This is a genomic window from Streptomyces sp. NPDC047072 (assembly GCF_040643855.1).
Classification (GTDB): domain Bacteria; phylum Actinomycetota; class Actinomycetes; order Streptomycetales; family Streptomycetaceae; genus Streptomyces.
Genome location: NZ_JBEYVC010000195.1, coordinates 1 through 19759, shown reverse-complemented (window position 1 = coordinate 19759; position 19759 = coordinate 1). Strand labels below are relative to the sequence as shown.

At 70.6% G+C, this 19759-nt stretch carries 17 protein-coding genes and 1 pseudogene; 6 read left to right on the top strand and 12 right to left on the bottom strand.

The annotated features are described in order from the left end of the window. Positions 1-58: 58 nt before the first annotated feature. A pseudogene (locus ABZ896_RS45205) lies at positions 59-340 on the bottom strand (citrate/2-methylcitrate synthase); the annotation flags it as partial. 112 nt (positions 341-452) lie between these two features. On the opposite strand from ABZ896_RS45205, the gene ABZ896_RS45200 reads away from it, so the two are divergent. From ABZ896_RS45200 to ABZ896_RS45185, 4 genes are all read left to right on the top strand, one after another. Then, positions 453-1718, top strand: a complete 1266-nt coding sequence (locus tag ABZ896_RS45200; RefSeq protein ID WP_360942608.1) for a citrate synthase family protein — start codon at positions 453-455, stop codon at positions 1716-1718. 153 nt (positions 1719-1871) lie between these two features. Then, complete coding sequence (locus ABZ896_RS45195) at positions 1872-2816, top strand: sucrase ferredoxin (RefSeq protein WP_360942605.1); 945 nt, start codon at positions 1872-1874, stop codon at positions 2814-2816. 123 nt (positions 2817-2939) lie between these two features. Continuing rightward, entirely contained in the window at positions 2940-4622 is a 1683-nt protein-coding gene (locus ABZ896_RS45190) for a sensor histidine kinase (RefSeq protein WP_360942602.1), read from the top strand. Next, positions 4619-5299 (top strand): response regulator, encoded by a 681-nt coding sequence (locus ABZ896_RS45185; protein WP_360942599.1) that lies wholly within the window; start codon positions 4619-4621, stop codon positions 5297-5299. Before ABZ896_RS45190 ends, ABZ896_RS45185 begins: the two co-directional genes overlap by 4 nt. Before the next feature lie 7 nt (positions 5300-5306). On the opposite strand, the gene ABZ896_RS45180 is transcribed toward ABZ896_RS45185, so the two are convergent. From ABZ896_RS45180 to ABZ896_RS45170, 3 genes are read right to left on the bottom strand one after another with little or no spacing between them, the layout of a single operon-like run. After that, positions 5307-6374: an ABC transporter substrate-binding protein gene (locus ABZ896_RS45180; RefSeq protein WP_360942596.1), complete on the bottom strand. Its 1068-nt coding sequence runs from the start codon at positions 6372-6374 to the stop codon at positions 5307-5309. A 47-nt stretch (positions 6375-6421) separates the two neighbouring features. Next, positions 6422-7285 (bottom strand): ABC transporter permease, encoded by an 864-nt coding sequence (locus ABZ896_RS45175; protein ID WP_360942593.1) that lies wholly within the window; start codon positions 7283-7285, stop codon positions 6422-6424. Then, a complete protein-coding gene (locus ABZ896_RS45170) occupies positions 7275-8090 on the bottom strand; it encodes an ABC transporter ATP-binding protein (RefSeq protein ID WP_360942591.1) in 816 nt (271 codons plus the stop codon). The genes ABZ896_RS45175 and ABZ896_RS45170 overlap by 11 nt, the downstream gene beginning before the upstream one ends. 171 nt (positions 8091-8261) lie before the next feature. Between ABZ896_RS45170 and ABZ896_RS45165 the strand changes: the two genes are divergently transcribed. Continuing rightward, complete coding sequence (locus ABZ896_RS45165) at positions 8262-8954, top strand: response regulator (RefSeq protein ID WP_360942589.1); 693 nt, start codon at positions 8262-8264, stop codon at positions 8952-8954. Between the two features lie 134 nt (positions 8955-9088). Here the strand turns inward: ABZ896_RS45165 and ABZ896_RS45160 are convergent, their stop codons facing one another. The 6 genes from ABZ896_RS45160 to ABZ896_RS45135 all read right to left on the bottom strand — a co-directional run bounded on the left by ABZ896_RS45160 (position 9089) and on the right by ABZ896_RS45135 (position 16023). Beyond that, on the bottom strand, positions 9089-10681 hold the full coding sequence (locus ABZ896_RS45160; protein ID WP_360942587.1) for a cation acetate symporter: 1593 nt from the start codon (positions 10679-10681) through the stop codon (positions 9089-9091). Then, positions 10678-11238, bottom strand: coding sequence for a DUF485 domain-containing protein (locus ABZ896_RS45155; RefSeq protein WP_360942584.1), 561 nt, complete (start codon positions 11236-11238; stop codon positions 10678-10680). The genes ABZ896_RS45160 and ABZ896_RS45155 overlap by 4 nt, the downstream gene beginning before the upstream one ends. Before the next feature lie 60 nt (positions 11239-11298). Continuing rightward, entirely contained in the window at positions 11299-11997 is a 699-nt protein-coding gene (locus tag ABZ896_RS45150) for a response regulator transcription factor (RefSeq protein ID WP_360942581.1), read from the bottom strand. After that, a complete protein-coding gene (locus ABZ896_RS45145) occupies positions 11994-13145 on the bottom strand; it encodes a histidine kinase (RefSeq protein WP_360942578.1) in 1152 nt (383 codons plus the stop codon). The genes ABZ896_RS45150 and ABZ896_RS45145 overlap by 4 nt, the downstream gene beginning before the upstream one ends. Next, positions 13142-13666, bottom strand: a complete 525-nt coding sequence (locus ABZ896_RS45140; RefSeq protein ID WP_360942575.1) for a DUF1453 domain-containing protein — start codon at positions 13664-13666, stop codon at positions 13142-13144. The genes ABZ896_RS45145 and ABZ896_RS45140 overlap by 4 nt, the downstream gene beginning before the upstream one ends. A gap of 233 nt (positions 13667-13899) precedes the next feature. Continuing rightward, entirely contained in the window at positions 13900-16023 is a 2124-nt protein-coding gene (locus ABZ896_RS45135) for a DNA topoisomerase IV subunit B (protein ID WP_360942572.1), read from the bottom strand. Between the two features lie 441 nt (positions 16024-16464). On the opposite strand from ABZ896_RS45135, the gene ABZ896_RS45130 reads away from it, so the two are divergent. Beyond that, positions 16465-16695 (top strand): hypothetical protein, encoded by a 231-nt coding sequence (locus ABZ896_RS45130; RefSeq protein ID WP_360942569.1) that lies wholly within the window; start codon positions 16465-16467, stop codon positions 16693-16695. A 109-nt stretch (positions 16696-16804) separates the two neighbouring features. Here ABZ896_RS45130 and ABZ896_RS45125 read toward each other — a convergent pair whose 3' ends face one another. Together ABZ896_RS45125 and ABZ896_RS45120 are read right to left on the bottom strand one after the other, a co-directional pair. Further along, on the bottom strand, positions 16805-17704 hold the full coding sequence (locus ABZ896_RS45125) for a serine protease (RefSeq protein WP_360942566.1): 900 nt from the start codon (positions 17702-17704) through the stop codon (positions 16805-16807). Positions 17705-17825: 121 nt separating this feature from the next. After that, the gene (locus ABZ896_RS45120) at positions 17826-19361 is read right to left on the bottom strand and encodes an RNA polymerase sigma factor (protein WP_360942563.1); all 1536 of its coding nucleotides are present in this window, start codon (positions 19359-19361) and stop codon (positions 17826-17828) included. Positions 19362-19759: the final 398 nt, after the last annotated feature.

Genomic DNA, 19759 nt, shown 5'->3' with positions numbered 1-19759 from the left:
CCTCGCCGCCGCCTCACGCGATCCACTGCGCTTTCCCGACCCCGACCGCTTCGACCTACGGCGGCGGACGCGCGGGCACCTCGTCCGGCAGCCGCCGCAGCGCGGCGGTCTCGGCCCGGAACGCCACGGCCTGCCGGGCGTCCGGCAGTTCACCGTGGACCAGCAGGTGCCAGACGTCCTCGAAGCCGCGGGTCTGCGCGAGTTCGACGGCCGAGTACTGGCGGTAGTGGTAGAAGCCCTCGCGCCCTCGGACATCCCCGACCTCGGTGTCGGTGACGACGACCCCGGCCAGTCCTCGCGGTACGTCGACGAGCGTGGTTGCGGACCTGTTGACGGACATGATTCCTCCCTGGACTTGATTTGAATGTCCATGGTTGACTATACGGCTGTCAATATTGATTGAATCAACCTAAGACAATCAACCCAGTCGGCTGCGGATACGGTGACCTGCTATGCGCGATCAAGACCCCCTGCCCGACTCCACCGGACGGCGTCTCAGCACCAAGGAGGCCGCCGAACTCCTGGGCGTGAAGCCCGAGACCGTCTATGCCTACGTGAGCCGCGGCCAGCTCAACAGCCTCCGCGTGCCCGGCGGCCGGGGCAGCACCTTCGACGCCAAGGAGGTGACGGCCCTCGCCCGGCGCAACCGACCGGCGAGCGGCGGGAGTTCGGGCTCCGCCGGCGGTGAGCTGTCCGTGCGGACCCGGATCACGCTCATCGAGCGCGACCGGTACTACTTCCGCGGCGTCGACGCGACGGAGCTGGCCGCACGCCACTCCTACGAGGAGATCGCGGAGTGGCTCTGGACCGAGCGGCTCAGCCCCGGCGTCACCTTCACGGCGCCGGAGGCCACCGTGGACGTCGCCCGCCGGGCCGTCGAGGCACTGCCCGAACACACCGGCCCCACCGACCGGTTGAGGGTCGCGGCGATCGCCGCGGCGACGGCCGACCCGCTGCGTTTCGACCTGTCCGAGAACGCCGTGCTCGGCACCGCGCGCACCCTCATCCCCACCCTCGTCGCCGCCCTCCCTCCCGTCCTGGACGACCGCCGCCGCGACGACGGCCCTCTCGCCCACCGGCTGTGGACCCGCCTGACCGGCCGCAAGCCCGACGAGGCGTCCCTGCGCGCCCTGGACACGGCGCTCGGCCTCCTCGTCGACCACGACCTCGCCGCCTCGACCCTCGCGGTGCGCGTCGCCGCGTCCGCCCACGCGCACGCGTACGCGGCCATCTCCGCCGGGCTCGGCGTCCTGGAGGGCCCCCTGCACGGCGCGGCGAGCGGCCTCGCGCACCGGCTGCTGCTCGACGTGCTCGACCGGGGCGACGCGGCCCCCGTGATCGCCGAGGAGCTGCGGGCCGGACGCCGTATCCCGGGCCTGGGCCACCGCCTCTACCCCGGCGAGGACCCACGCGCGCGTGCCCTGTTCGCCCTCCTGGAGGAGATCCCGCGCGCGGAGCCCGCCCTCCTCGCCGCCCGCGACATCGTGGCCACCACCGCCCGCCACACCCCGTTGCACGCCAACGTGGACCTGGCCCTCGCCGTCCTCACCGCCTCCTCCGGCATGCCCGCCACGGCCGGCGAGACGGTCTTCGCCGTCGCCCGGACGGCCGGCTGGATCGCCCACGCCCTGGAGGAGTACGGGGAACGCCCGCTGCGTATGCGGCCCAGCGGCGTCTATGTGGGCCCGAAGCCGCCGCAGCCGCTGCCGGAGGCCTGACCCCCTCGGAAACCCGGCCGCCGCTGGAACCGCCCTGGCCGCAGCGGTGACACCGACGCCACCTCGGCGCCCACGGCCTCGCCCGGCCCCCGGCCGTCGGCCGTCGGCGCGGCCGGAAGTCGCCGCGCCCCAACTCAGGTTAGGCTCACCTCTGTGAGTACCTGTACAACGGTCTCGCACGACCTCGACGAGCCCGTTTCCGGAACCGCGGCCACCGCGCGGACCTGGCTGCTGCTGGAGCAGCCCGGCCCCTGGGGCGCCAAGGCGCTCACTTCGAGCCACCTGGACCCCGCACTGGGCCGGGCCCTGGAAGCGGCGGCGCAGGACACGGGCGTGCGTGTCGCGCTCGTCCGCCGTCCCGGGCGGCACGCGGACAGCCGTACGCCCACCACCCGGCGGGTGTACGCCGCCCACACCGCGCCCGGCAACGTGTGGCTGCGTGCCGCATCCACCCGCGACCCGCGGGACCTGCTCCGTCTGGACCTCGCCGCGCTCGGCAGGGGCGAGCACGCCTCCTTCGACGCGGCACTGGGAGGCGCGCCGCACACCGGTGACCCGCTCGCGCTCGTCTGCACCAACGGCAAGCGGGACCGCTGCTGTGCGCTCCTGGGCCGCCCGCTCGCCGCCGAACTGGCCGCCTCGGGCGTCGAGGGCGTCTGGGAGGTCACCCATCTGGGTGGTCATCGCTTCTCGCCGACGCTGCTCGTGCTGCCCTACGGCTACGCGTACGGCCGCGCCGAGGCCCATACGGTCAAGCAGGTCCTCCACAGCGTCCAGGAGGGCCGGATCGTGGTCGAGGGATGCCGCGGGAACTCCGCCTGGGAGCGCCCCGGCCAGGCGGCCGAGCTGGCCGTGCGCTCGGCGGTGGGCGAATACGCGGCGGAGGCCCTGACGGTCGTCCGCACCGACGGCGCGGCCCCGCACTGGGAAGTGACCGTCGCACACCGGGACGGCCGCCATTGGCAGATCCTGGTGGCCCAGACCGCGTCCCTGCCGCCCCGCCCCGAGAGCTGCGGTGCGTCCGTGCTCGGCTCGCCCGCGCGGATGGACGTGGTGGCGGTGCGCGAGCTGAGGACGGCATCGGCCCTGGCGAGTTGAGCCGGGCCGAACGCAGCTGAGCCGTCACCAACAGCCCTCTCCACAGATCGATCAAGCATTGATCAAGAGATCCATGCCACACCCCCTGCGGCGATTCCGGCACCCCCACGTACCGTCATGGGTATGAGCCGCACCGCCCCCGCACGCCGCCTGCGCCTCGGCCTCCCCCGCCGGGTCTTCTCGCAGGTGCTGATGATGCAGCTGGCGATCGCCGCGGGCGTCGCGGTACTCGCGACCGGGCTGTTCCTCGCGCCCCTGAGCAACCAGCTGGACGACCAGGCGATGCGCAGAGCGCTCGCCATCGCGCAGACGACCGCCGCCCAGCCGCGGATCGCCGAGGAGGTCAAGAACACCCCTCCGCTGCCCAGCGGGCCCGTCCAGCAGGAGGCGGAACGGATCCGCAAGGCGACCGGGGCCGAGTACGTCGTGGTGATGGACTGGCGGGGCGTGCGCTGGTCGCACCCCACGGCCGCCGAGGTCGGCAGGACCGTCTCCACCGACCCGGGCCAGGCCCTGGCCGGCGACGAGGTCATGCAGATCGACAGCGGCACCCTGGGCCGCACCGCCCGCGGCAAGGTGCCGCTGTACGACAGCGCGCACAAGATCGTCGGAGCGGTCTCCGTAGGCATCGCCTACGACAGCGTGCGCGCCCGGCTGATCCACGCGATCCCGGGGCTGTTCGCATACGCCGGAGGTGCCCTCGCCGTCGGCGCGCTGGCCGCCTGGCTCATCTCCCGCCGGGTCCAGCGGCAGACCCGGGACCTGGCCTTCTCCGACATCTCCGGGCTGCTCGCGGAGCGTGAGGCCATGCTGCACGGCATCCGGGAGGGTGTCGTCGCCCTGGACCGCAGCGGGCGCGTCCGCCTCCTCAACGACGAGGCACGGCGCCTGCTGGGCATCGGCGACGAGGCGGTCGGCCGCTCCCCCGTCGAGGCGCTCGGGGAGGGCCGTACGGCCGAGGTCCTGGCCGGCCGGGTCACCGGCACCGATCTGGTCACCGTCCGCGGCCAGCGCGTGCTGGTCGCCAACCGCATGCCCACCGACGACGGCGGTGCCGTCGCCACCCTGCGCGACCGCACCGAGCTGGAGCAGCTCGGCCGGGAACTCGACTCGACGCACGGCCTGATCGACGCCCTGCGCGCCCAGGACCACGAGCACGCCAACCGCATGCACACGCTCCTGGGGCTGCTGGAACTGGAGATGTACGACGACGCCGTGGAGTTCGTCGGCGAGGTCGTCGGGGACCACCGGGCCACCGCGGAACAGGTGACCGAGAAGATCGAGGACCCATTGGTCGCGGCGCTGCTGGTGGGCAAGGCGACGGTCGCGGCCGAACGCGGTGTCGCCCTCTGGGTCTCGGACCGGACCCGGCTGCCGGACCGGCTGGTCGACCCGAGCGGGCTGGTCACGATCGTCGGCAACCTCGTGGACAACGCCCTGGACGCCGTCGCGGGGGCACCGCACGCGCGCGTGGAGGTCGAACTGCGCGCGGACGGTCGTACGGCCGTCCTCGTCGTACGGGACACCGGTCCCGGAATCCCCGAGGAGCAGCGGGAGTTGATCTTCACCGAGGGGTGGTCGACCAAGAAGCCGCCCGCCCACCGGGGGCGCGGCCTGGGGCTGTCTCTCGTACGGCGGCTCGCCGAACGTCAGGGCGGCAGCGCGACCGTCGGGGAGGCGAGCGGCGGCGGCGCGGAGTTCGTCGTGGTCCTGCCCGACGCACTGGCGGAGTCCCCGGTCCCCGCTCTCACCGCACAGCCCGCCGCGCGGGACGCCGTACAGGACGCCGAGGAGGAGTCGCGATGATCGAGGTCCTGGTCGTGGACGACGACACCCGGGTCGCGCGGGTCAACGCCGCCTACGTCGAGAAGGTCCCCGGCTTCCGTGTAGCGGGTGAGGCGCACAACGCCGCCCAGGCGCTGCACCAGTTGGAGACACTGCCGCACGTCGACCTGGTCCTCATGGACCACTACCTGCCCGACGAGACGGGTCTGGCGGTCGTCCAGGAGATGCGCCGGCGCGGCCACCAGACCGACGTGATCATGGTGACGGCGGCCCGGGATGTGACGACGGTCCAGGCGGCCATGCGGCACGGCGCGCTGCAGTACCTGGTCAAGCCGTTCGCCTTCGCGGGCCTGAGGGCGAGGCTGGAGGCGTACGCCGACCTGCGGCGCACCCTCGACGGCGGCGGCGAGGCGGAACAGGCGGAGGTCGACCGCATCTTCGGCGCCCTGGCCGCACCGGCCGAGCCCGACCTGCCCAAAGGGCACTCCCCGACCACCGCGGAGCTGGTGCGTCAGTCCCTGATGCACGCCGAAGGGCCGCTGTCGGCCCAGGAGATCGCGGAACGGACGGGGGTGAGCCGGCAGACCGCCCAGCGCTATCTGAAGCTCCTGGAGCGCACGGGACGGGCCAGACTCACCCTCAAGTACGGCGACGCGGGCCGCCCGGAACACCGTTACGTGTGGGCGACCCGCGGCTGAGCCGTCGTCAGCCGGCGTTCTGCGCGGCCTTGTCGACGAACTCCGTCGTGTACGTCTTGTCGAGGTCGACGTCGGCGTTCTGGATGTTGGGGTTGAACGCCTTGAGGACCTTCTCGACGGTCTCGGGACCGTCCTTGGGCATCACGCCGTCCTTGGTGAACATCGGGAGCGTGTTCTTGATGGCCACCGCGTAGAGCAGCTTGTTGCCCTGCGAGTAGTCGGCGGGCATCTTGTCGGCGATCTCGGTCGCGCTGTGGGTGGACATCCACTTGAGCGTCTTGACGAATGCATTGGCCAACTTCTGGACGGTGTCCTTGTGACCGTTGACCCAGTCCGTCTGCATGTACAGGCTTGACGAGGGATACGGTCCGCCGAGCGCCTCGTCGGAGCCCTGGGGCGTACGCATGTCCAGGAGGATCTTGCCGGCCTTCTTGTCCAGGATGGTCGCGACGGTCGGGTCGGTCGTCATGCCGCCGTCTATGGACCCCTGCTGGAGCGCCGAGATGAAGGTCGGTCCCGCGCCGACGGCGACAGGGGTGAACTCACTGACCTTCACGCCGTTCTTGACGGCGAGGTACTTGGTGAGGAAGTCGGTCGAGGAACCGAGCCCCGTCACACCGAGCTTCTTGCCCTTGAAGTCCTTGGGCGACGTGATGTCGCCGGCCGCCTTGTCGGACACGATCTCGACCTCGCCGGGCGCGTGCGAGAACTGCACGACCGACTCCACGTCCTTGCCCTTCACCTGGAGGTCCAGCGTGTGGTCGTAGAAGCCGACGGCCCCCTGCACCTGGCCGGAGACGAGCGCGGTCTCGGCCTGGACGCCGGCGGGCTCGCTCAGGAGCTCCACGTCGAGTCCCTCGCCGTCGAAGTACCCGAGCCGCTGGGTCAGCATGGCGGGCAGGTAGATGACCTTGTCGAGGCCACCGACCATGATCTTGACCTTCGTCCCCTTGCCGTCGCCCTTGCTGCCGGAGTCGGCGGACGTACTGGCCGCGTCGTTGGCACAGGCGGTGAGCGAGGAGAGGGCGAGCAGGCCGGCGGCGGCCAGGGAGGCGTATCTGGCGGTCTTGCGCATGGGTTCACGTCCTTGTGAGGGGCGGTGCGGGGAGCGGGAGGAGCACGTCAGCTGTCGGAACCCGACGTCTTCCAGCGGAAGATGCGGCGCTCGGCGAAGGTGAGCAGACCTTCGGCGAGGAGCGCGACGACGGCGAGGATGACCATCGCGGCATATACACCGGCCGCGTTGAAGGTGCCCTGCGACTGCGCGACGAGCAGCCCGATGCCCTTCGTCGCGCCGATGTACTCGCCGACGATGGCGCCGATGAGGGCGAAGCCGAAGCTGACGTGCAGGCTGGTGAAGATCCACGAGGTCGCGGACGGGATGACCACCTGGAGCGTCACCCTGCGGTCGCTCGCGCCGAGGATGCGCGCGTTGGCCACCAGGTTGCGGTCGACCTCGCGGGCGCCCTGGAAGGCGTTGAAGAAGACCGGGAAGAACACCAGGACGACGGCCGAGGCGACCTTGGAGGCCGGACCGAGTCCGAACCAGATCACGAAGATGGGTGCAAGGACGATCCTGGGTATTGAGTTGAGCACCTTGATGTATGGACCAAGAACATCGGCGAGCAAGGTGATCCGCCCGAGCGCGATACCGAGCACGACACCCGCGACCACACCGAAGACCCAGCCCAATAGCGCCTCGTAGAGCGTGTACCAGATCTGTTCGCCCAGCGAGCCGAGCGCAGTCCCATGCGTCACCCAGGTCCAGATCTGGTCCCAGATCTTGGAGGGCATGGAGAAGTTGAAGGGGTCGATGACCTCGGCCCGGGAGAGCGCCTCCCACAGTCCGAGAACGGCGACCAGGAGCAGCACCCGGGCTGCCGCGACGACGACCTTGCGTCTACGGGCGGCACGCGCGCGTGAGTGGGCGCGGTCCGGTGTCTTGACCGTGTCGACGACCGGTGTGCTCAGAACGTCAGGCGACATGGGCGGCACCCCTCTCGCGGGTGATGCGGACCTCTTCGCCGAGGGACTCCCAGATCTCGCGGTAGATCTCGATGAACCGCGCCTCCAGGCGCACCGATTCGACCTTGCGCGGCCGCGGCAGGTCGATCTCGAAGACCTGCTTGACGGTGGCGGGCCCGGCGGTCATCACGACGACCCGGTCGGCCAGCGCGATGGACTCCTCCAGGTCGTGGGTGACGAAGACGACGGAGGCGCCCGTGCCCTCCCACAGGTCGAGCAGTTCGTCGGACATCAGGGCCCTGGTCTGCACGTCGAGCGCGGAGAACGGCTCGTCCATCAGCAGGATCTCGGGGTCGTTGACGAAGGTCGCGGCGAGCGCGACCCGCTTGCGCTGGCCGCCGGAGAGCTGGTGGGGGTAACGGTCCTCGAAGGCGGCGAGCCCGACCCGGGCCAGCCACTCGCGCGCCTTCCGCTTCGCCTCCGCCTTGGGCACGCCCCGGAAACGGGGGCCGGCCATGACGTTGGACAGCACCGTGCGCCAGGGGAAGGTGGCGTCCTGCTGGAAGACGAAGCCGACCTTGTCACCGACCCCGCGCACCGGCTCGCCGACGACCAGGACCTCGCCCTCGGACGGCTCCTCCAACCCGCTGACCAGCGTCAATGTCGTGGACTTGCCGCAGCCGGTGGGGCCGACGACCGCCACGAACTCACCACGGCCGACCGTGAGATCGAGTCCCCTGACGGCCGTGTGCAGACCCCCCGACGGGGTCCGGAACGTCTTGCTCGCGCCCCGCAGCTCGATGGCGGGGCTGGTGTCTGCGCTCATGGCCGGGGACGGTAGGTGCGGCCGGTACCACGGCATCAGTCTTCTGAGCACATGCCGTTCTTTTGCTTGCAACGGCCTGTTGTGCTCGTTTTGCTCGCGCTACAACAGCGGAGCCGAAACACGGGCGTCATGCCCGCCTGGCCCTGACCGGCCTTGAGGGAAAGAGGCCCGATGATTGACGTCCTGGTCGTGGACGACGACTTCCGTGTCGCCGAGATAAACGCCAAGTACGTGGGAAAGGTTCCCGGCTTCCGGGTGGCCGCCCGCGCCCACAGCGCCGCCCAGGCGCTCGCCGCGGTCCAGCGCGGGCCCATCGACCTGGTCCTGCTCGACCACTACCTGCCCGACGAGACGGGCCTCGAACTCGTCCACCGGATGCGGGAACAGGGCCACGGCGCGGACGTCATCATGATCACGGCCGCCGGGGACGTCACGACCGTCCAGGCCGCGATGCGCCTCGGCGCCCTGCACTACCTGGTCAAACCCTTCACCTTCGCCGCCCTGCGCACCCGCCTCGACTCCTACGCGGCCCTGCGCCGCACCGTCGACCGCGTCGGCGGCCGCGGCATCGCCGGCCAGGAACAGGTCGACCGGATCTTCGGCGCCCTGCGCACCACGCCCGTACCGGCGTCCCCGGGCCTCCCCAGCGGCCACTCCGAACCGACGACCGACCTCATCTGCGACGTCCTGCACCACGCCGACCACCCCCTGTCCGCCCACGAGGTCGCCGCCGAGACCGGCCTGAGCCGCTCCACCGCCCAGCGCTACCTCCGCCACCTCGAACAGGCCGGCCGCCTCCGCCTCTCCCTCAGATACGGCGACACGGGCAGACCGGAGCACCGGTACGCGTGGGTGGCGCCTTAGCCGCCCGCTTCGCACACGCGGACGCCTGATGCGGTACGACCAGACGGGCGCCGTACGACGTGGACGGATCCCTTACGAGGCCGCGCACGCCGTACGACAGACGCTGTTGCCCTACGACGACGCAGACGCCGTTCCTACGCCGCTCCCGCCCCCGTCAGCGACCGCACCTCGGTCTCCGCGTGCTTGGCCTCGTCGGCGACCTCCGCCGAGGTGACCGTGCCCAGCCAGCCCGCGAGGAAACCGAGCGGGATGGAGACCAGGCCGGGGTTCTGCAACGGGAAGTACTGGAAGTCGACGCCGGGGAACAGCGAGTCGGGGCTGCCCGAGACGACCGGCGACAGCAGGACCAGCGCCAGCGCCGGGATGAGCCCGCCGTAGACGGACCAGACGGCTCCCCGTGTGGTGAACCCTCGCCAGAACAGCGAGTAGAGCAGTACCGGCAGGTTTGCGGACGCGGCGACCGCGAAGGCGAGGCCCACCAGGAAGGCGACATTGAGGTCGCGGGCCAGCAGACCGAGGGCGATCGCGACCACGCCGATCCCGACGGCGGCGGTCCTGGCGACGGCCACCTCACTGTGCGGCTTGGCCCGCCTGCGCCGCAGCGAGGCGTAGAGGTCGTGGGCGACGGACGCGGAGGAGGCGAGCGTGATGCCCGCGACCACGGCGAGGATCGTCGCGAAGGCGACAGCGGCGACGATCGCGAACAGAACCGTTCCGCCAGTGGAACCGGCGCCGCCGCCCAGGTCGAGGGCGAGCAGCGGCACCGCCGTGTTCCCCGCCGCGTTCGAGCCCCGTACCGCCTCCGGTCCGACGATGGCCGCCGCGCCGAAGCCGAGGACGATCGTCATCAGGTAGAAGCCGCCGATCAGCCCGATCGACCACACCACCGACCGACGGGCCGCCCGCGCGGTCGGCACGGTGTAGAAGCGCGACAGGATGTGCGGCAGCCCGGCGGTGCCGAGGACCAGGGCGAGCCCGAGGCTGATGAAGTCGAAGCGGGCGGTCCAGTCCCCGCCGTACCTCAGCCCCGGTGCCAGGAACGAGTCGCCGTGACCGCTGCGCTCCGCCGCCGTGAGCAGCAACTGGTCGAAGTCGCCGTGGAAGCGCACCAGCACGAGCACGGTCAACGCGACCGTCCCGCCGAGCAACAGCACCGCCTTGACGATCTGGATCCAGGTGGTGGCCCGCATCCCGCCCAGCGACACATAGATCACCATCAGCGCGCCAACGCCGATGACCGTCCAGGTCTGGGCCGCCTCGCTGGTGCCCCCGAGCAACAGCGCCACCAGGCTGCCCGCGCCCACCATCTGCGCCACCAGATAGAGAACGGACACCGTGACCGAGGAAGTTCCCGCCGCGATCCGCACCGGCCGTTCGTTCATCCGCGCCGCGACCACGTCGGCGAGGGTGAACCGGCCGCAGTTGCGGACCAGTTCGGCGACGAGGAACAGCACCACCAGCCAGGCCACCAGAAAGCCCACCGAGTAGAGCATCCCGTCGTAGCCGTAGAGCGCGATGAGCCCGGAGATGCCGAGGAAGGAAGCGGCCGACATGTAGTCGCCGGCGATGGCAAAACCATTCTCCATCGGCGAGAACAACCGCCCGCCCGCGTAGAACTCCTCCGCCGACCCGTGCCGATGACGGCTCACCCACGTCGTGATCCCCAGCGTGACCGCGACGAACGCGCTGAACAGCAGCAGCGCCAGTGTCTGGTGATCCCCCGTCACGACCCACCACCCCGGACCCCGCGTGTCAGTTCCTGGGTGTCCCAGCGCAGTTCGAGCGCGGCCCGGTCCCGGCGCAGCCGCGCGTGCCGGGCGTAGGCCCAGGTCAGCAGGAAGGTGCTGAGGAACTGCCCGAGGCCCGCGAGCATCGCCACGTTCACCGCGCCCGCCACGGGCCGTGCCATCAGTCCCGGCACGCTGGTGGCCATCACGACGTAGGCCACGTACCAGACGAAGAACCCGATGCCGGCCGGCACCACGAACCTCCGGTACCGGCTGCGCACCTCCTGGAAGGCGGCGCTGCGCTGCACCGTGAGGTAGACGTCGGCGGCCGCGGCGGCCCGGTCCTCACGCTCCCCCCGTGCCGAGGCGGCCGGGGCCACGGGCCCGCCGTCCCCGCCCGTCTCGCCCCAGCCGGAGGCGAGGGCGTCGTACCAGGGATCGTCGTACCTCACACCGGCGGACGACTCGGCGCGGACCGGATCGTGGCTGTCGTGGGTCTCGACCGGACTCTCGGCATCACCCCCGCCTCCGCGGGGACGAGCGTTGCTTGACTGCATGCCCAAGGATGGACAGAACGGGAAGATCCCCGACTCTTCTTCTCCTCGCTCTTCACCCCATCAGGTGATTCCTCCCGTGGGCGGCCGCACAAGTCCCTTCGCGTAGGCGTAACGCACCGCCTGCGCACGGTCCTTGAGCCCCGTCTTGGCGAACAGGTTGTTGATGTGTGTCTTCACGGTCGCCGTGGACACATGCAGCTTGCGGGCGATCTCCTGGTTGCCGAGCCCCTCGGCGATCAGCTCCAACACCTCGACCTCGCGGACGGTGAGCCCGTCGGGCGCCTCGGCCGACACCGACAGCGTCTGCGGCGCCCCCGGCTCCGACAGCCGCTCCAGCAACCGCCGTTGGATGCTCGGCGCCAGCCCCGCCTCCCCGGACAGCACACTGTGCACCGCCCGCACGATCTCGTCGCCTCCCGCATCCTTGGTGAGATAGCCGCGCGCCCCCGCTCTCAACGCCGGGAACAGCGAGTCGTCGTCCGCGTACGTCGTCAGCACCACGACCTGAGTCCCAGGATGCTCCGCCCGGATCCGCCGGGTCGCCTCCACTCCGTCGCAGCGGGGCATGCGCAGGTCCATCAGCACCACGTCCGGGGCGAGTTCCGCGACGAGCCGCACCGCCTCCTCCCCATCCCCGGCGGCACCCACGACCTCGATACCGGGCAGCAGCCCCAGCAGCATCACGATGCCCTCGCGGACCACGGTCTGGTCGTCGGCGACGACCACCCGCGCGGGCTTCGCCTGCGCCCCCTCCGTCATACCGGCACCTTCAACGTCACCACGAACCCTTCGTCGTCCGGCCCGGCGTCCAGCGAACCGCCCAGCAGTTCGGCGCGCTCCCGCATCCCCAGGAGACCGTACCCGCCTCCGGTGGCGGTCAGTTCGCCCGGCGAACCGCCCGAGTCCCGCACGACCAGCGTCACCCGGTCCTCGCCGTAGTCCAGCCACACCCGCACCTTGGCCCCCGGGGCGTGCTTGCGGACGTTGGTGAGGGCTTCCTGGGCGACCCTGCGCACGGCCTGCGACGCCTCGGCCGACAAGGGTCTGCGCTCACCCGAAATAGTGGTCTCGGCCCCGGCCGCGGTCCCCAACAGCTGACCCAGGAAGTCCTCCAGCGGGGTCAGCTCCCCCCGCAGCGCCGACAAGGCCTGCCGGGTCTCGGCGAGGCCGTCACGGGCCATCCCCCGCGCCGCCACCACCCTCTCCAGGATCTGGTCCCGTCCGGCCCCGCGTTCGATCAGCAGCCGGGCGGCCTCCAGGTGCACCAGCTGGGCCGAGAGACTGTGCGCCAGCACGTCGTGGATCTCGCGCGCGATACGGGCCCGCTCCGCCAGCGCCGCCGACTCCGCCTCGGCCGCCCGCGCGGCCCGCTCCTGGGTGAGCAGCCGCTGGGCGTTGCCCCGGGCCTCGGCGTCCAGCCGCAGCACATAGCCGGCCAGGGCGAGCCCCGCGGTCGTCGCCGCGGTGGTCAGCCAGACGTCGTCGTCGACCGCCGCGTACAGGGCGAGGGCCACGACGGTGACCGGAAGGGCGGCGGCGAGGGGCAGCCGTTCCAGGGCGGTGACGGCACACCCGCACCACAGGACGAGGGCGACGACCCCGAAGTCGGCCGCCTGGGCGCCGGCCGCCATCGCCAGGAGCACGCCGTAGAGCGCCAGGGAGGGCCAGAGCCGGTGCGCGAAGGTGGTGCGGAAGAGAACCCAGCCGACACCCGCGGCCGCGAGGATCCCCACCACGGCCCCGACCGCGCCCCAGCCGCGCACACGGCTGCCGTTGAACGCACCCCAGAGAAGCATGCCGAGCACCAGCGCCCGCACGACCCAGCCGAGCGTCCGCCGGGGACGCGAGGCCTCCGCACGCCCGAGGGCCTCCCGGGAGGGCCAACGGGTCCAGGCGTTCTCCGTCACACGCGTTCCTTCCCCGTGGAGCGGAACATGGGGTCACCGTACGCCGGGGCGGGTGTGCCGGCAGGCCGCAGGGACTGGGCCCGCAGGACGAGCACCCCGGAGCGGACCAGCAGGGTGGCCGCCAGGGCGAGCAGCAGGGCGGAGGAGTCCTGGTGGACGCCGAGCATCGCGCCGAACGCGTAGAGACCGACGCGCAGTCCGATGCCGACCAGCCAGACGAGCCCGCTCGCCTTGGTGCTCCTGCTCCACACCGCGCCGTCCGGCTCCGCCCATATGCGGGTGGTCCAGGCCCAGCCGGCCCCGATGGCGAGAGCCGTGAGCAGTTCGGCGACGAGCAGGGCGACCGACGTCCCGCGGTGCCCGGCGTCCACCAGTCCCGGCTCCCGCAGCGCCACGACCGCGAGTATCACGGGCAGCAGCCACCAGCGCCGACCGGTGTCGATCCGGCTTGCGCGGAACTGTCGGGCGATCACCACAGCGACCGCGACGACGATCAACAGCGCGTCGACGAGCCCGGACATCACAGCCTCCGTGAGCGAAGAGGGTCTGCCGGCAGCGGGCGCCGCCGACACCTTCGAAGCTACGGAAATCCGCAGGTCGGGAGATCGGAGCAGGGGTGGATCACGGGTGGATTCGCTGGCGGGGGCTTCCTCCACCCACGGGTGGAGACGAGGGTGCGCGAGGTGGGGCCACCGGGGCGCCCGACGCAGAAGCCGGGGCCGACCAGGTGGTCGGCCCCGGCCCGGCAGAGCGGTTACGCGTCGATGCGCGACCGGTCCAGCGTCGCCGCCGACCCGGAGATGAACTCCTTGCGGGGCGCCACGTCGTTGCCCATCAGCAGATCGAAGACCTGCTCGGCGGCCTCCAGATCCGCGAGGTTGATCCGCCGCAGCGTCCGGTGCCGCGGGTCCATCGTCGTCTCGGCCAGCTGGTCGGCGTCCATCTCGCCCAGACCCTTGTACCGCTGGATGGAGTCCTTGTACCGCACGCCGTTGCTCTGGAACTCCAGCAGCTTCTCGCGCAGCTCACGGTCGGAGTAGGTGTAGACGTACTTGTCCTGCCCCTTCTTCGGCTGGACCAGCTCGATGCGGTGCAGCGGCGGCACCGCCGCGAAGACCCGGCCGGCCTCGACCATGGGCCGCATGTAGCGCTGGAACAGCGTCAGGAGGAGGCAGCGGATGTGCGAGCCGTCGACATCGGCGTCGGTCATCATGATGATCTTGCCGTAGCGCGCCGCGTCGATGTCGAAGGTCCGTCCCGACCCGGCTCCTATGACCTGGATGATCGCGCCGCACTCGACGTTCTTGAGCATGTCCGTGACGGACGACTTCTGGACGTTGAGGATCTTGCCGCGGATCGGCAGCAGCGCCTGGAACTCGGAGTTCCGGGCGAGCTTCGCGGTGCCGAGCGCGGAGTCTCCCTCGACGATGAACAGCTCGCTGCGGTCGACGTCGTCACTGCGGCAGTCGGCGAGCTTCGCGGGCAGCGAGGAGGACTCCAGGGCCGTCTTCCGGCGCTGGGCGTCCTTGTGCTGACGGGCCGCGATACGCGTACGCGCCGCCGCGACCGCCTTCTCCATGACGACCCGGGCCTGGGCCGCCGCGTCCCGCTTCGTGGACGTCAGGAACGCCTTGAGCTCCTTGGCGATCACGGTGTTCACGATGCGGCGGGCCGCCGAGGTGCCGAGGACCTCCTTGGTCTGGCCCTCGAACTGCGGCTCCGCCAGCCGCACGGTCACCACCGCGGTCAGCCCTTCGAGGGCGTCGTCCTTGACGATGTCGTCCTCGGCGACGCGCAGGAGCTTCTTGGCGCGCAGCACTTCGTTCATCGTGCCGGCGACCGCCGTCTCGAAGCCCGCGACATGGGTGCCGCCCTTGGGGGTGGCGATGATGTTCACGAAGGACTTCAGGGTCGTGTCGTACCCCGTGCCCCAGCGCAGCGCACAGTCGACGGTGAGCTCACGGGTGACCTGGGTCGGGGTCATCTGGCCATGCTCGTCCAGGACCGGGACGGTCTCCCTGAAGGATCCCTGGCCGGAGAAGCGGAGGACGTCGCAGACCGGCTTGTCGGTGGCCAGGTACTCGCAGAACTCGCTGATGCCGCCGTCGAAGCGGAAGGACTCCTCGCCCTTGCTGCCGCCCTCGCCCAGGCCGTACTCGTCACGGACGACGATGGTCAGGCCGGGCACCAGGAACGCGGTCTGGCGAGCGCGCTGGTGGAGGTGTTCGAGGGAGAGCTTGGCGTCCTTGAGGAAGATCTGCCGGTCGGCCCAGTAACGCACGCGCGTGCCGGACGGGTTCTTGGACCTCTTCCTGGTCTTGCGCAGCCCGCTCTTGGCCTCGAACCTGGCGTCGGGGCCCGTCGAGGCGAAGGCGCCGGGCACACCGCGCCGGAAGCTGATCGAGTGGGTCTGGCTGCCTCGGTCCACCTCGACGTCCAGTCGGGCGGACAGGGCGTTGACCACGGACGCGCCCACGCCGTGCAGGCCGCCGGAGGCGGCGTAGGAGCCGCCTCCGAACTTGCCGCCGGCGTGCAGCTTGGTCATGACGACCTCGACACCGGACAGACCCGTCTTGGGCTCGACGTCGACCGGGATGCCCCGGCCGTTGTCCCGCACCTCCACGGAGCCGTCGTCATGGAGGATCACGTCGATGTGGTCGCAGTATCCGCCCAGAGCCTCGTCGACGGAGTTGTCGATGATCTCCCAGAGGCAGTGCATCAGACCGCGGCTGTCGGTCGATCCGATGTACATGCCCGGGCGCTTCCGCACGGCCTCGAGCCCCTCGAGGACGAGCAGGTGCCGCGCGGTGTAGTTGGAACCGTCCCGGTCTGCTCCTGCCAGCAGCGCTGTGGACGGCACGGACGTCTCGGCGGTCACGCGGTTCGCTCCTCGCTGAATTTCAGGTGAGGCCCTTCTGGGTAAGGGCGCGGCTTCGGTTGCCGCTCAGAGGGTACCGAGGCCTGGTAGAGCCGTTGTAACGCCACCCTCGTCTGAACGCAGGGTAGTCCAGAGTCGTATGCATGTTCGATCCCTCTATGGAGTGAAGTACATATCACGTTCCCTTCCAGGCATGAACCATTTAGGCTCCGGGCACGTCCTCATGAACAACCGGCAACCCAGCCGGGAGGACCCGACCTTGACCGACAGCGCGAAACCGTACGACACAGAGACACGCAATACGGCACATTCGCCGCCAACCGGCAGCAGCCAGCCGGACTCGAAAGATTTTTTCGAGAAAAAGCCCTGAGCGGGAACGTTTTAGGGCTGGTTGGATGTTGACCCTGGTACGACAGCTCGTCGAGCTAGAGAAGAGGCGACGTGACTACTGTTCTGACCCCCGCGAGCCCGTTGACGGCCGCCGACCGCTGCGACCGTTGCGGCGCACAGGCGTACGTCCGCGTGGTGCTCCTCAGCGGCGGAGAACTGCTCTTCTGCGCCCACCACGGTCGCAAGTTCGAGCCGGAACTCAAGAAGATCGCCGCTGAAATACAGGATGAGACGGAGCGGCTGACGACCGTTCCCGCGGTCGCTTCCGACGAAGAGCGCTGAGACCTCGCACACACGACGAGCCGGCGCCGACCCAGGTCGGCATGAAGGCGGCCGCCCCTGATTCCAGGGGCGGCCGCCTTGCTTGTGGCCCAACGGGTTCCAGAGCCCGCTACGAGAGCCTCCTCAGCTCCCTTCCGGATGCCTCACGCCCGCCCGTGACGGCTGCGGAGGCGCGACCGGAGCCGCCCTGCTCCAGCGTCCGTACGATGTCCGAGACGCGCGCGTAGACGCCCGGCCAGCCGGCCCACCCGCAGCCGCTCCCCCAGGAGACGAGACCGACCAGTTTGCCGCGGGCGACCAGCGGCCCCCCGCTGTCCCCTTGGCAGGCGTCCCGGCCACCCCGCTCCTCCCCCGCGCACAGCATGGAGGCGGTGAGGTAGGTACCGTCCGAGCTGGCCGGATAGGCCCGTTCACAGAGCCCGTCGGCCAGCACATGCACGCGCGCCGCCCGCAGACTGCGTGCGTAGTCGCCGCCGCCCGTGACGTCGCCCCAGCCGTAGACCGTGGCCCGCGTCCCCGGTACGTATGCCGGATCCCCGGCGGGAGCCATGGGGATCACCCAGCTCTGCGGCAGTGGGGTGGCCAGGGTTAGGACGGCGAAGTCCCCCGCGTTGGTCCGCGGGTCGTAGGCGGGATTCACCCAGACCTCCCGCGGCGCGATCTCCTGGCCCCGGTCCGAGAGCAGGTCCGTACGGCCCGCGATGACCCTGAGGTCGCGGAGCTGGTCCGGCGGCGCGCCCAGGACGTCCTCGCCCATGCAGTGGGCCGCGGTGAGCACCGTGGTCGGCCCGACCACGACACCCCCGCAGAACTGCCCGGCCCGCGTACCCCCGAACCGGTCACGGCTGGACAGCGCGACCGTCCACGGGGCTTTGGACACGTCGACCGGGAATCCTCCGACGACGATACTGTCGGCGGCCACAGGGGCGGCGGACACCAGCGGTATGGCCGCGGCCACGGCCGCCAGAACCAGCGGCCGGGACAACGCCCGGGCGATACGACGACGCATGCTGCTCCTCACTCCGGGGTGACGATCGGACACCCAGAGTCATGCAGAGCGTCGGTGCGCGCAGCACGAAGGCCCGGCCCCCACGCAAGGGACCGGGCCTTCGGTGTCGTACGACTACGACCTAGTCGAGGTAGTCGCGCAGCACCTGCGAACGCGACGGGTGGCGCAGCTTCGACATGGTCTTCGACTCGATCTGGCGGATGCGCTCGCGCGTGACGCCGTAGACCTTGCCGATCTCGTCGAGGGTCTTCGGCTGACCGTCGGTGAGACCGAACCGCATGGAGACGACGCCGGCCTCGCGCTCGGACAGGGTGTCGAGCACAGAGTGCAACTGCTCCTGCAGGAGCGTGAAGCTGACCGCGTCGGCCGGGACGACGGCCTCGGAGTCCTCGATGAGGTCACCGAACTCGCTGTCGCCGTCCTCACCGAGGGGGGTGTGCAGCGAGATGGGCTCACGGCCGTACTTCTGGACCTCGATGACCTTCTCGGGGGTCATGTCGAGTTCCTTGGCCAGCTCCTCCGGGGTGGGCTCGCGGCCCAGGTCCTGGAGCATCTGTCGCTGCACGCGCGCGAGCTTGTTGATGACCTCGACCATGTGCACCGGGATACGGATGGTGCGGGCCTGGTCGGCCATGGCGCGGGTGATCGCCTGACGGATCCACCAGGTGGCGTACGTGGAGAACTTGTAGCCCTTGGTGTAGTCGAACTTCTCGACCGCGCGGATCAGACCGAGGTTGCCCTCCTGGATGAGGTCCAGGAAGAGCATGCCGCGGCCGGTGTAGCGCTTGGCCAGGGAGACCACCAGACGGAGGTTGGCCTCCAGGAGGTGGTTCTTGGCGCGGCGGCCGTCCTCGGCGATGATCTCCAGCTCACGCTTGAGCTTGGGAGCGAGCTTGTCGGCGTTGGACAGCTTGTCCTCGGCGAACAGACCGGCCTCGATGCGCTTGGCGAGCTCGACCTCCTGCTCGGCGTTGAGCAGCGGGACCTTGCCGATCTGCTTGAGGTAGTCCTTGACCGGGTCGGCGGTGGCACCGGCGGCCGCGACCTGCTGGGCGGGCGCGTCGTCCTCGTCCTCGTCGGAGAGCACGAAGCCCGCGCTCTCGCCGCCCTCGGGCTCGTCGGCGACCTTGGTGTCCTCGAGGACCTCGTCCTCGGAGATCTCCGCGTCGTCCTTCTTGGCGGTGGTCTTCTTGGCCGCCACGGTCTTCTTGGTGGCGACGGTCTTCTTCGCGGCCGCCTTCTTGGTGGCGGCCACCTTCTTGGCTGCGGGTTTCGCGGCCGCCTCGCCCTCGACGGCGGGCTCGGCGGCGGGAGCCGCCGGGGTGGCGGTGGCGGTGGCCTTCTTGGTGGTCACCGTCTTCGCCGCGACCGTCTTGGTGGCGGTGCGCTTGGCCGGACTCTTCGCTGCGACGCTCTTTCGGGTGCGCTTGGGCTCCGCGGCACTGACCATCAGCGTCACACCCTCTTCCTCGAGGATCTGGTTGAGGCTGCGCAGTACGTTCTTCCACTGAGTGGCCGGAATCTGGTCAGCTTCGAAGGCCCGACGCACGTCGTCGCCGGCGATCTGCCCCTCAGCCTTTCCCCGCTCAATGAGAGCCATGACAGAGACGGACTCGGCGATCTCCGGCGGGAGCGTACGGGATGTGCTGGCCGACACGAACAACCTCTCGGAACGTTGGAAAACGGCTTCCGGCCCCGTCCGGGACGGACAGGAACCGACCACCGGCCTTGGGGATGGGCCGACGGCGCGGGCGGGGGCCGGGAAGATGCACAGCGCCTGAATCGGCGTCCGTATTCCCTCCGCGGCTGTCACCTCTTAGGTCATCGCAGTGCTTCCGCGAGCGTTACGCCCAATCTGCGTGGCCCGAGTCACACCCCGTAAGCGCTCAAAAGCTGTCAGAGATGGACAGAGGAGGTCACCCGACGCTTCGACCAGCGGCGCCCGCGCGCCTCCGGGCCCCGCCGCGCCGTCGGACCTCGCCGGGTCCCTGGGGATCCACCGGGAAGCCCGCTGCGCGCATCGCCTCGACGAAGGCGGGCGGAAGCCCGAAAGCC